Here is a 12,718-nt window from a genome sequence, read left to right as displayed (position 1 = left end):
ACGAATCTTGGAATTTCTCTACGAATACGGACTATTTGCTGCTAAGGCGGCAACCTTGGTGGTGGCGCTGTTATTAGCTGTGGGTGGTGTTATCGGGCTGGCCAGTCGTCAAAAGGCTGGCAAAGGAGAGCTGGAAATCAGTTCAATATCAGAGCGTCTGGATGAGCTGAAATTGCATGCCAGTCAGCTCATCCTCAGTAAGGATGAATGGAAAAAGCAGGAAAAAGCTGACAAAAAGCAAAAGAAAGCTGAACAGAAAAAAGGCAAAGAGGAAACCGAAAAACATCAAGCCAATTTATTTGTGGTGGATTTTAAAGGCTCAATGGATGCGCATGAAGTGGACGCTTTGCGCGAAGAGATTACGGCCATCTTATGTATTGCTAAACCAGAAGATGAAGTATTGGTGCGTTTGGAAAGTGGCGGTGGTGTAGTACACGGCTATGGGCTGGCGGCTTCTCAGCTCCAGCGTTTGCGTGATGCCAATATCCGTTTGACGGTCGCTGTGGACAAGGTGGCTGCCAGCGGTGGTTATATGATGGCCTGTGTGGCTGATAAAGTGATCGCCTCTAAGTTTGCCATTATTGGCTCTATCGGCGTGATTGCTCAGCTACCCAACTTCAATAAGTTGTTGAAAAAACACGATATAGATTGGGAGCAACATACCGCAGGGCAGTTTAAACGTACCTTAACGGTGTTTGGTGAAAACAATGACGAAGGCCGTCAGAAGTTTCGTGAAGAGCTCGAAGAAGTACATAAGCTGTTTAAATCTTTTGTGCAGGAGCACCGCAGCGAACTGGATCTGAATAAAGTCGCTACCGGCGAATACTGGTATGGCAGCCAGGCATTGGCATTGAAATTGGTCGATGAGCTGCAGACATCAGATGATTTGTTACTCAAAGCCAATCAGGATAAGAAAATTTTCCAGGTTAAATACACACAGAAGAAAAACCTGATGGAAAAGTTGGGTAAAAGCGCAGGAATTGCACTGGAGTCCACTTTGGGCAAACTCTGGCAAAAGTCCCAGCACCCTTTATAAAAACTCCCTCCTTTATACATTGTGCCGCCCCAGCATTCAGCTGGGACGGCAAGCCTAAATCGCCTCACATCTTTTCTTTAGTCGATACAATTCGCCTTGGTATTTTTCATGAGTGTCGTGGTTTTTTTTACTGCTAAGGGCGGTTTAAAACAGGCAGGGGAGAGTGCATCCACGATAACCCCGAGGGAACATTTCTGCTTATCTATGGACATCACCGACGAATGTCCATACCACGCCGTATACGACCGCCAGGGATGGCGGAAGTGCAGAAAATGCAGGAGCAACTTTTCTGCCGACCGCCAGGGATGGCGGAAGGGCGGAAAATGCAGGGGCAACTTTTCGGCCCGTCCATCCCTGGACATCGCTGACGAGTGTTCCCTACCACGTCAGCATACCGTCCATCCCTGGACATAAAAAACCGCGGATTACCGCGGTTTTTTATGGGTTAGCTCGAGCTACTTGTTATGGTCGAAATGATCGAAATCGATATTCTCTTCACGGGCACCGGCATTGGGATCATTGTAGGTATCCAATTCCAGTTCCCCTTCGCTTTTCGCCACAATACAGGCAACCGTACAATCCCCAGTCACGTTTACCGCGGTACGTGTCATATCCAGTAAACGGTCAACACCAATAATCAGCGCGATACCTTCAACCGGTAAGCCAACTTGCTGTAGCACCATGGCCAGCATAATCAGGCCGACACCAGGCACGCCTGCGGTGCCAACTGACGCCAGGGTGGCGGTCAGTATCACCATCAGGTAGTCAGACACAGACAGGTCTACGCCATATACCTGTGCAATAAACACCGTCGCTACCCCTTGCATAATGGCGGTGCCATCCATATTGATGGTGGCGCCTAAAGGCACGGTGAAGGACGCCACGGTGTTTTTCACACCCAGCTTATTGCGGGCCGTTTCCAGCGTAACCGGCAAAGTTGCACTGCTACTTGAAGTACTAAAGGCGAATAAGGCTGCATCACGCATTTTGCGAATCATAATCACCGGATTTAAACCGGCCAGCACCTTCAGCAGTATGGGATAGGACACAAAGGCATGGACCAACAATACAAACAGCACCAGGAAGAAGTATTTAAGTAGGCTGGCAAACGTATCAAAGCCAATGGTGGCAAAGAGTTTGGCCATTAGGGCGAACACACCATAAGGGGCCAGGTTCATCAAAATGGTCACCAGACGCATGACAACTTTGTTCAAATCTTCGAACAAATCACCTAGGCGTTTGCCTGCACTGCCAGACATGGCCATTGCAATACCAAACAATACCGAGAAAACAATGATTTGCAGCATGTTCCCTTGTGCCATGGCATTAATGGGGTTGGTGGGGAACATATTAATAATAACGTCGGATAACGAAGGGGCTTCCTTGGTGCTAAAGCTTGTGTTGGTATCCAGGTTTATACCTTCGCCTGGTGAAACCAGTAACGCGAAAGAAATTGCCAAACTGATCGCCAGCGCAGTAGTCAATAAGTAGAGTAAAATTGACTTGCCGCCCAGACGCCCTAGTTTACTAGGGTCGGACAGGTTACAGGTACCACATACCAGGGAGACAAAAACCAACGGGACGACCAACATTTGCAAGCTGGCGATAAAGATTTTACCTATGATATTAAATATACCTTCCACCAGAAGCGTATACGTAGAAATCTCCAGTCCTAATACCCGGAAGGTGAAATCTCCGCTATCATCAAACAGGGCTCGAAGCAGGGTTCCTGCGAGGATCCCGGCTAACATGCCGAGGAAAATTCTGGTGGTGAGACTGTACTTTGTTGCAGTAGAGGCCATAGATGTCCAAGTCGTTATAGTTATAAGCGGCTAAGACTAACAATTTTGCCGGATAAGCTGAACTTAAAAAACATCGAATTCAACCAAACAGCTTATTCCAAAGACAAACAGAGGTTAGGGAGAAAAGAATGACGTCAACCCTTAAGGTCGCAGCCATCTATTTATTGAGCCTTATGCTCGTTGCCTGCGGCGGCGGCGGTTCGCTGAGCAATGACGGTGGTGGTAATCCAACCCCCAGCACATATAGCATCAGTTTTTCTGTGGTGGATGAACAAGGTGGCGCTGTAGATCATGTGAACGGGGAACTGTCTGCATCTGCACCTTGGACAGTGCAAGCAAAGGTTACTAAAGACGGAAGTGCTCAGTCTGGCGTTACTGTCACTTTTACTTTGGCTGATGGCGAAGTGGCCAGTTTGTCTAAAGGCAGTGACACCACCAATAGTGATGGGGTCGCTGAAGTGCAGGTTCTTGCTGGTGGCAAGAAGGGTAGTGTGGTGCTCTCTGCCAGGTTGACTGACAATACCGAAGCTACGTTATCTTTTGATTCGGCCGGTGATGGCAATTCCACTACCGTTGATATTGCCAAATTGAGTCTGTTTGCCAGCTCTACGCAGTTACCGTCTTCAGGAACCGATGAAATCGAGTTGATTGCTTTGGTGCAAGACAGTGCCAATGCCCTGCTTGAAGGCATTGAGGTTCAGTTTTCAGCCTCTTCAGGTCAGCTAAGCCCTGGTAGCGCAGTTACCGCTGATGACGGTACCGCTCGCAAGATGCTGACAACATTGAATGAAGCGGAAAATCGCGAGATTGAAGTAAAAGCTGTGGCTGGCGGCAAAGAGCAAACCCTGATGGTTAAAGTCGTGGGAACCAGCGTCAGAATCAATGGGCCGTCTTCGGTTATTGTTAATGATGAAGCCGAGCTAGCGATAAGTGTTACCGATTCTGATGGTAAAGGTATTAACAATGCACCAGTCAGCCTAGCGGCAAGCAACGGCAACTTTGTTGGAGATACCACAAATCTGAGAACCGATGGCAATGGTCAAATCTTAGTTCGCTATACGGCAAGTGCTGCGGGGCAGGACACTATTACCGCCTCTGCGCTAAATGCCCAGGCTAGCTTCACTGTCAATGTTCAGCAGGATAATTTTGCTTTCCAGGGCCTATCCAACACCACGATTAAGCAAATACCTATTAATACTGACGCCATTATTACCATCAACTGGAGCAAAAATGGCATCGCTTATCAGGGCGGTACTGTGACTTTCAACGCCTCTCGCGGTCAGTTTAATAACAGCTCGGTGGTCACTAATGGTTCGGGGCAAGCGTCAGTGACCATTCGTTCCAGCAATGCGGGCGTATCAGCCATTTCTGCTGAAGGCCGGGATACTAATGGCAATATTGTCACCGCCAGAGCAGAAGTCGAGTTTGTTGCCACAGTTGCCCATAGCATTATCGTTGATGCAACCCCTGATGTAGTTGGCCCCGATGGCCAAACTGCCACTATTACCGCGTTAGTCAGAGATCCTGATGGCAATCTGGTAAAAGGCAAACAAGTTAACTTTACTGTTGATGACACATCATCGGGTAAGCTGTCTCCTAACTCGGGTGTAACAGATAGCCGTGGGGTTGCCACTACCGTATTTACCTCTGAAGCCGTCTCCAGTAATGAAGCGGTCAGAGTAACGGCCACCGTGGCGGATACTCCCGCGGTCAGCGGATTCACCGATTTAACTGTTGGTGCCCGAGCCTTTGATATCACTATTGGGACTGGCAACTTTATTGTGGTGCCCGAAGGCGATAACACCACCTATATGAAAGAGTTTGCAGTATTCGTTAGCACCTCAAACGGAACACCTGCTAAAGATGTACGCTTGACTGCCTCAGTGATGCCTCTGCCACTTACCCTTGGTGGTAGCTATTCAAAAGGTTATTGGCAATGGAATGCGATATTAGAAGTGTGGGAACCTATTGTGACCGTGACTTGTGATAACGAAGATATCAATGCCGATGGTGTATTGGATGCAGGCGAGGACACTAACAATGATACCTTCCTGACCCCTGGCATCATTGGTACGCTGAAGTTCGCTGATAACAACAACGTTACCGACGAAAATGGTCGTGCCACGTTGGAGTATCGCTATCCTAAAGACAGAGCGCCATGGACGTCAGTGGTTATTCAGGTTAACAGTGAATCAGCGCGTAGCGAAGATGCCGAAGATCAGCGCTATAGGTTGGATTACTCAGCTGAAGAGGCTAATAACGAAAACGGCAGTATGGCACCTAACTGGTTTGGTCGCGGCCTTACATGTACCGACAGACTGTAAGTCAGCCTGAACGTTCATAAATATGAAAAACCGATGCAACTGCATCGGTTTTTTATTGGCCTGTCTGTCTGTGGGAGTTCATATTGATGATGGGAAAACGGTCGACGTTATCCGACTGCTCGACCCGAGCACGTTGTCTTGGCGCGTCACTTTATTCTAAGGTGCCATCTTTACCCTAAGTTTGTTGCTGCAGAATATGCAAAAATTCTTTTCTTCGTCGTTACGCTGGTTATTGCTGTTGGTCGCCCTTGGCGGTTTATACCAATGGCAAACCCGGAATCTGCTGGAAACCGGTAATCAGGTGCCTGACACTCATCTGCCATTGCTCTCTGGCGGCAGCAGCCCGTTAACCGAAGAAGGTAAACCCACCTTAATTTATTTCTTCGCGCCCTGGTGTGCAGTTTGTGCCGCCAGCATTGGCAATCTGGAAGCGCTGGATAATGACGACTTAGTGGTTCGCCGAGTGGCAATGGACTATGCATCCCTTCAAGATATCAGTGAGTTTGTCCGGGACAATGAGGTGGCAGGAGAGGTATTGATTGGCCATGAAGGGTTAAAACAACAATTCAGAGTACTGGGTTATCCCACTTATTATGTGCTGGATGCTGACCAGCGGGTGGTCGCCAGTGATATGGGATACAGCACCACTATGGGGCTGAAAGTCAGGCAAGCATTAGCCTTGTAAGCGTTTTAAGCAATAGGAGGCTTGCTTGGCTTTTATTGAGCCTGCAAAACAGTAGATTGGCTGAGGGCGACTATTTTGTTATCAAATCGTGCACTGCCCCGGCAATGGCCACTGATATTCAGTGTAAAAGACGCGATACATACAGCACAGCTAGGCCGCGTGAGGCGCGGAGTTGCAGCCTTTTAGTTTGTGAGAATTGTTGTACTTTATGTTAGATTAGCGCGGTCACTCACCTAACGTCATATTAACAATGAGAATAAGCTGTAATTTTGATAGCGGTAATATCCAGGTTGTACGAGCTGACAGCCCTGACGATATTCACCTGAGAATTAATAAAGATCACCAATCTGACTTTTATCAGTGGTTTCATTTTCGCTTAGAAAGCCAGGCGATGGTGAATCATAAGCTGCATATCGGTGATTTGGCCAAATCGGCCTATCCCAGTGGTTGGCAAGGATATCAGGCGGTTGCCTCTTATGATCGCCAGGAATGGTTCCGGGTGGATTGTGAGTTTGATGGCGACACCCTGACCATTGATCATACGCCCGAATATGCCACGACCTATTATGCGTATTTCGCGCCATACTCCTATGAACGTCACCTGGATTTACTCGCCTGGGCGCAAACTTCTTTTGATTGCGAATTAAGTCATTTGGGGGAAACCCTGGATGGCCGCGATATGTCATTGCTAACGGTTGGGCATCCAGAGCCAGGAAAAAAAGCCGTATGGGTGGTTGCCCGTCAGCATCCTGGTGAGAGTATGGCCGAATGGTTGGTTGAAGGGTTGCTGGAACGCTTATTGGATGAAGATGATGGTCTGGCAAGACAGCTATTGGACCAAGCGGTGTTTTACATTGTGCCGAATATGAACCCGGATGGTTCAGTGCGCGGACACTTGCGTACTAATGCCAAGGGCGTCAACCTCAATCGTGAATGGGCACATCCGTCGCTGGAGAACAGTCCTGAGGTTTTCCACGTGCGCAATAAAATGCAGCAAACCGGCGTGGATATGTTCTTAGACGTGCACGGTGATGAAGCACTACCCTACAATTTTGTCGCAGGTGGGGAAGGTATCCCCAATTACAGCGATAAAATTGCCCAGTTAGAGAGCACCTTTAAACAGGCTTTGCTCACCGCAACGCCAGAGTTTCAGGATACCTACGGTTATCCCAAGGACAACCCAGGTGAGGCCAACTTAACCGTGGGCTCTAACGCTGTGGGTAACGACTTTGAATGTTTGTCCTATACCCTGGAAATGCCGTTCAAGGACAACGCTGAGTTACCTTGCGCAGCCTATGGTTGGTCGCCAGAGCGTAGTAAGCAATTGGGCAAGGATGTGCTGGTTGCCATGCGCGCGGTATTGAATCAACTATAACGAAAAAAATACCAGCCGGGACAATGTGCCCGGCCAAAATAAGGGAAGAAAAACTTCCCACTACAATAATAAGCGGCTTGACCGCAGGGTGGGGCAAACAGGCCCCACTATTTTAGCAACAGGTGGTTATCCGCCTTTATCTCTATAACGATAAAAAAAGGGGAAAGCGTTGGAATCCTTTAATCAGTTCTTACTCTCACTGGACGGCCTGTTAGGCAGCGCCGCCTGGTTTCCTTACGTGCTGTTGGGCGTTGGTCTGTTTTTTACACTCTATCTCGGTTTTCCGCAGATTCGCTATTTCAAACATGCCTGGCTGGTGGTGACCGGTAAGCTGGACAGAAAAGGCGCGCCGGGGGATACCACCCATTTCCAGGCATTAACAACGGCGCTGTCAGGTACCGTGGGAACGGGGAATATCGGCGGGGTGGCGTTTGCTATCTTCTTAGGCGGGCCTGCTGCATTGTTTTGGATGTGGGCTACGGCTTTTTTGGGGATGACCACCAAGTTTGTCGAAGTCACGCTGTCGCATAAATACCGGGTAAAAACCGAAGATGGCACCATGGCAGGTGGCCCCATGTACTATATGGACCGTCGCCTGAACATGAAATGGCTGGCTGTTGCTTTTGCCATTGCCACCGTTATCAGCTCATTTGGTACCGGTAACCTGCCACAAATTAACAACATTGCTCAGGGCATGCAGGCCACCTTTGGTTTGGAGCCAATGCTCACCGGTGGTGTGCTGGCTGTGTTGCTGGCGCTGGTTATTCTGGGCGGCATTCACCGTATTGCTAAAGTGACGTCCAGAATCGTGCCCTTTATGTCGGTCTTGTATGTGATCGGCGCACTGGCGGTGATTTTCTACAACTATGAAAACATCGGGCCGGCTTTTGCGTCCGTGATTTCTGATGCCTTTACCGGTTCGGCAGCGGCTGGGGGCTTCCTGGGAGCCACTATCGCCTACGCCTTTAACCGCGGTGTAAACCGGGGCTTGTTTTCTAACGAAGCCGGTCAGGGCTCCGCGCCTATTGCTCACGCCGCCGCCAAAGCTGATGAACCCGTGTCCGAGGGAATGGTGTCCATTCTGGAGCCTTTTATCGACACTATTATTATCTGTACGCTGACCGGTCTGGTTATCTTGTCTTCCGGTGTCTGGAAAGAGAAGTTTGACAATGAGTTTGAGCGGGCTGATATGGTTATTCTGGCCGGCCAGTACTCAGAACAAAATGATGAGGACCGTCACCAGTTGTTTTTGTATCTGAACAACGAGAAAGCGCACAGCGTTGAAACCTTTAACGGCAAGATTGAAGTGGTATCCGGTAAAGCGGTAAGCCGTAACTTTACTATCATCAACTCGCGCTCTATCGCCGAGGATGTGCTGTTTAGTGTGGATGCCAAAGAGGATTTATTCACTGGCACCTTGAATGTTAAAGACGGCCGCTTACTGAAAGACAATATCCTGGTGTCAGGTAAGTCGTTGGTGCATTCAGCGCAGTTGACCACCTTGGCCTTTACTCGTGGCTTCTTTGGTGAGTACGGCAAGTACATAGTGTCAATTGGTCTCTTGTTGTTTGCCTTCTCCACGGCGATTGCTTGGTCCTACTACGGCGACCGTGCCATGACCTACCTGTTAGGGCCGCGTTCGGTGATGCCGTATCGGGTGTTTTATGTGGCTGGCTTTTTCTGGGCCTCATTCTCTGATACCACATTAGTCTGGAATCTTGCCGCAGTGGCCATTGTGGTGATGACCCTGCCGAACCTGTTCGGTATCATGGTCCTGCATAAGGAAATGAAACAGACGGTCAACGAGTACTGGCGCGATTTCAAGGATAAACAGGCGAATAAAGACCAAGCCTGATAACAGAATGAAAAGCGCGGCCCAGGCCGCGCTTGTTGTATGTCCATGGAGGGACGGGCAGAAAAGTTGCTCCTGCATTTTCTGCACTTCCACCGTCCCTAGTGGCGTTGACTAAAAGGGGCTTTCTGCGATAAAGCGCGTAGAAATTGAATTAAACCGAATTGGAGGAAATATGGCGCTGACAAATTGCCCATCCTGTAACAAGAAAATATCTGATAAGGCAAAGTCATGTCAGCACTGTGGGTTTGCTGTTGGGGCAGCAACAGAAGATGATATCCTGCGTAAGCAGCGCTTTAATAAATTTAAGAAAGTGCAGTCTATTCAGACCCAGTCAATGATTGCCATGCTGATGTTTATTGCTGGCTTCGCCATTTTATACTGGGGGGAGGGTCCTTCAACCGAATATGCTTGCAAACTGTCTTTTAATTTGATTAATAACACCAGCCCGATTTGCCTGTGGCACGGGCAGTTACAATACAATATTGCCATGAGTTGCTCGGTGATTGGTTTCGTCTGGTACGTAATCAATCGTGTTCGTTTGATTTTTATGAAGAAGTTTGATTGATGATGGATATCCAGCAGATGGTCAATGCCATGACACCTGACGTATATGAAAGGTTGCGTCAGGCAGTTGAAACCGGTAAATGGCCAGATGGCACCCCACTGAGTGAAGGGCAGCGCGACAGCAGTATGCAGGCCGTGATGCTTTATCAGGCGACTGTACTTAAGTCTGATGAACATATGACGGTAGGCGCCGATGGCAGCATAGTGCATAAATCTAAGCAAGCGCTAAAACAGCAGTTCCAACCCGCTATCGCCAGGTTTAAAGCAGATGATCTTTAAAAATCTGTTTCGCCCCAAATATCAGCATTCTGATGCAAAAATCAGGCAAGAGGCCATAGCGTCGTTGCAGCCGGAAAGCCCGGAACATAAAACGGCACTGCATGAAATGGCATTTAATGATGAGAGCATTGCCGTTCGCCTGGCTGCCCTGGATAAGCTCAACAGTTTTGCCCTTTGGTGGAAACTGGCGCAGACCGAGCGCAATGAGCGTGTCCATAAACGTGCACAACAGCGCGTAGAGAGTATTTTGCTGGATGATCAGGCTGATAACCTGACCGACAAGCAGCGGCAAACCTTTGTACAGGAGTGCACGAATCATACGCTGCTGGAAAAGTTACTGCTGCAACGTTGGCAGCATGATGACCCGGCCTTAAGCCAGGCCGTTCTGACTAAAGTTGATAAGCCAATGCTGCGCCAGCGTGTGATGTTTGAGACAAACGATGCGCAGTTGCGACATGCACTGGCCGAGCAGGAACAGGATCCAGAATGCTTGCAGCGTATGTTGCGTAAGCATAAAGATCCGCAGATAGTGGAACTGGCCAGGCAAAAGCTGGACAAGCTCAGTCAGGAGCAGTTGGACAAACAGCAGCTTGAGCGAGAATTGCGCCTGGTGCTGGCCAAGTTACTGGCGCTGAAAGATAGCCAGGATTATCCACTTCTGGTGGAACAGCTGGAACAGCTGTCCACCCAGTATCAGAATCAACAGGAACAGCTTGCCCTGTTGCCTCTGGCTATCCGCGAAGAAATTAGTCGCAAATATGAAGATTTAACAGACAAGGTGCGCCGTCGCACTGAGGCAACAAAACAAGCCTGGGTGCAGGCCGAAGCAGAGCGTAAGGCCGCTTTGCAGGCTGCTGAGATTAAACAGCTAGCGCAGCAATGGTTAGATGAGGTCGCAAAGCAACAGAATATTGAGCAGTTATCTGAGCAAGATAGAACGACCATGTTGCAACAGATTGAGGGACATCGTAGCGCGCTACAGACATTGTCCGGCAATCAGAGCGTTGAACGTCTGCATAATCGATTGGATCAGATGCAGGTCGCATTGAATAAATTACCGGCCCTGCAACGAGCAATTGAGGGAGCCCGGAACTTGTTGGAAGGTGTCCAGGATATTGCCTTACCAAGCAATGTGGCTGAGTTAGGCCCTGCCCAGCAGGCGTGGCAGGAAGCGCGCAGTACTTACCGAGAGCTGAAAAAGCCCCATGGCGATCTGTGGCCACTGGCATTGCAAAAACAGTGGCAAGGGCTGGATAAAGCCTGGCAGGGGGCAATAACTGAACTTCGCCAACAAGCCAGAGCGCAGGTCAATAAAGTCCGCGGTGGTTTGCATAAAGTTCAGGAGATGATTCAAGCCGGTAAGTTTCATGCTGCCATGTCGCTTTATCAGCGCCTGCAAGATAATTACCAGGCCTTGCCAGAGCATGAGCAACAAGCGCTGCAGCGTCTGTGCGAACAGGTGCAAGGACAAATTGAGAATCTAAAGGAATGGCAGGTTTATATTGCCCAGCCTCGTAAGCCAGCGCTGTTAGACGAAATCCGCAGTTTGCTTGACGCCCCGTTACCGGTAAAAGAACAAGCTGAAAAGGTTAAACAGTTACGCAGCCAATGGAATAGCCTGGGCAAATTGGACAGTGAACAAGACCAAAGCCTTAATGACGCCTTTGATCAGGCCTGCGAGCAAGCATTTTTGCCGGTACGCGAGCATTATGCCCAAGCAGAACAAGAGCGCGAACAAAACCTGCAAGCCAAGCAGGCCGTACTGACGCAACTGACGCAACTGACGCAACTGGCGCAGGTAGAGATTGGTATGGAGGAGTTGGCTAAGCAACAACACGCTTTGGAGAAGCAGTGGCGTAACATAGGTGAGGTAGATTACCGCCGTGTTGGGGAGCTGAATCAGCAGTTTCGCGAGCATAACGCACCAGTTAAAGCTAAGTTGTTGGCCTGGTATCAGGATAACGAGGCACAAAAGCAGCGATTAGTTGAAAAAGTGCAGAGTTTGCTGGATGCTGAGGATATTCAACAAGCCACGGTAGAGGCCAAGCAAGCCCAGGAAAGCTGGAAGCAGATTGGCCGGGGCCGTGCTAAGCAGGATCGCCAGTTGTGGGCGGTATTTCGACAAGCGAATGACGGGCTGTTTGCGCGGCGTAATCAGCAGCAGGATAAGCAGCGTCAGGCTAATCATGCCGTGGTCAAGCAAATTGATGTCTTGCTCAATCAGGCTGGTGCTGATCTCAATGGCGTACAAAGCCTAAGTGAACTTTCTGCGTTGCAGCAAGGTTTACAGCAGCCAATAGCTGATCTGCTAGCCGAATTAGATGAGCGGAGCCGGCAGAGTAAACAGCGCGACTGGCAAAAATTGGAAACAAAGTTTGCTGGTCGGGTAAAGGCCTTTAAACAGTCCGAGCAGCAAACGCACTATGCTCTGTTGTTTAGTCTGTTATCTGAGTGGTTGGATAATCCGCCGCCTGCGGGCATAGATAACCTACCCGGTGTCTGGCGGCAAGCATTTAACCAGTCTGAGCATTCAGAGCCCAGAGAGAATGTATTGGTAAAAATGGAATTGCTGGCTGGTGTTGAGTCACCGGTCGAACTGGCTGAGTTACGCCGGGAGATGCAACTGCAAATGATGACAAATAAGCTTGAACAAGGAGAGTCCGCGGATTTGGCGCAGTTACTGATTAAATGGATTGGTCAGGGGCCGTTAGCTGCCAGTGACCAAGCGCAATTGACCCGCCTGCAGCGACTTTTTGTGCCGGCAGGCTAGTACATTTGACGAACCACTAAGGGGCCCC

At 49.3% G+C, this 12,718-nt stretch carries 9 protein-coding genes; 8 read left to right on the top strand and 1 reads right to left on the bottom strand.

The window, feature by feature from the left end; genetic code table 11:
* The first annotated feature begins 7 nt into the window (after positions 1-7).
* Positions 8-1,036 (top strand): protease SohB, encoded by a 1,029-nt coding sequence (gene sohB / locus IEX02_RS11555; RefSeq protein WP_188694979.1) that lies wholly within the window; start codon positions 8-10, stop codon positions 1,034-1,036.
* Positions 1,037-1,491: 455 nt separating this feature from the next.
* On the opposite strand, the gene IEX02_RS11550 is transcribed toward sohB, so the two are convergent.
* Positions 1,492-2,838 (bottom strand): dicarboxylate/amino acid:cation symporter, encoded by a 1,347-nt coding sequence (locus IEX02_RS11550; protein WP_188694976.1) that lies wholly within the window; start codon positions 2,836-2,838, stop codon positions 1,492-1,494.
* Positions 2,839-2,966: 128 nt separating this feature from the next.
* Here IEX02_RS11550 and IEX02_RS11545 point away from each other — a divergent pair, with 128 nt between their 5' ends.
* The 7 genes from IEX02_RS11545 to IEX02_RS11515 all read left to right on the top strand — a co-directional run bounded on the left by IEX02_RS11545 (position 2,967) and on the right by IEX02_RS11515 (position 12,690).
* Positions 2,967-5,162: an Ig-like domain-containing protein gene (locus tag IEX02_RS11545; RefSeq protein WP_188694974.1), complete on the top strand. Its 2,196-nt coding sequence runs from the start codon at positions 2,967-2,969 to the stop codon at positions 5,160-5,162.
* 196 nt (positions 5,163-5,358) lie between these two features.
* Entirely contained in the window at positions 5,359-5,847 is a 489-nt protein-coding gene (locus tag IEX02_RS11540) for a TlpA family protein disulfide reductase (protein WP_188694971.1), read from the top strand.
* 250 nt (positions 5,848-6,097) lie between these two features.
* Positions 6,098-7,222, top strand: a complete 1,125-nt coding sequence (locus IEX02_RS11535; RefSeq protein WP_188694969.1) for a M14 family metallopeptidase — start codon at positions 6,098-6,100, stop codon at positions 7,220-7,222.
* 169 nt (positions 7,223-7,391) lie between these two features.
* Positions 7,392-9,077, top strand: coding sequence for an alanine/glycine:cation symporter family protein (locus IEX02_RS11530; RefSeq protein WP_188694966.1), 1,686 nt, complete (start codon positions 7,392-7,394; stop codon positions 9,075-9,077).
* A 172-nt stretch (positions 9,078-9,249) separates the two neighbouring features.
* The gene (locus IEX02_RS11525; protein WP_188694964.1) at positions 9,250-9,642 is read left to right on the top strand and encodes a zinc-ribbon domain-containing protein; all 393 of its coding nucleotides are present in this window, start codon (positions 9,250-9,252) and stop codon (positions 9,640-9,642) included.
* Between the two features lie 2 nt (positions 9,643-9,644).
* Positions 9,645-9,920: a YeaC family protein gene (locus IEX02_RS11520; RefSeq protein WP_188695698.1), complete on the top strand. Its 276-nt coding sequence runs from the start codon at positions 9,645-9,647 to the stop codon at positions 9,918-9,920.
* Positions 9,910-12,690, top strand: a complete 2,781-nt coding sequence (locus tag IEX02_RS11515) for a DUF349 domain-containing protein (protein ID WP_188694961.1) — start codon at positions 9,910-9,912, stop codon at positions 12,688-12,690. The genes IEX02_RS11520 and IEX02_RS11515 overlap by 11 nt, the downstream gene beginning before the upstream one ends.
* Positions 12,691-12,718: the final 28 nt, after the last annotated feature.

It is taken from the genome of Bowmanella pacifica, from assembly GCF_014645355.1.
GTDB lineage: Bacteria > Pseudomonadota > Gammaproteobacteria > Enterobacterales > Alteromonadaceae > Bowmanella > Bowmanella pacifica.
Note: the sequence above shows the minus strand (reverse complement) of the source record. Positions and strands in the feature narration are given on the sequence as shown.

Excerpts from the sequence above, each read along its gene's own strand:
- IEX02_RS11550 (WP_188694976.1), bottom strand. The coding sequence starts at position 2,838 with ATGGCCTCTACTGCAACAAAGTACAGTCTCACCACCAGAATTTTCCTC.
- IEX02_RS11520 (WP_188695698.1), top strand. The coding sequence starts at position 9,645 with ATGGATATCCAGCAGATGGTCAATGCCATGACACCTGACGTATATGAA.
- IEX02_RS11525 (WP_188694964.1), top strand. The coding sequence starts at position 9,250 with ATGGCGCTGACAAATTGCCCATCCTGTAACAAGAAAATATCTGATAAG.
- IEX02_RS11540 (WP_188694971.1), top strand. The coding sequence starts at position 5,359 with ATGCAAAAATTCTTTTCTTCGTCGTTACGCTGGTTATTGCTGTTGGTC.
- IEX02_RS11545 (WP_188694974.1), top strand. The coding sequence starts at position 2,967 with ATGACGTCAACCCTTAAGGTCGCAGCCATCTATTTATTGAGCCTTATG.
- IEX02_RS11535 (WP_188694969.1), top strand. The coding sequence starts at position 6,098 with ATGAGAATAAGCTGTAATTTTGATAGCGGTAATATCCAGGTTGTACGA.
- IEX02_RS11515 (WP_188694961.1), top strand. The coding sequence starts at position 9,910 with ATGATCTTTAAAAATCTGTTTCGCCCCAAATATCAGCATTCTGATGCA.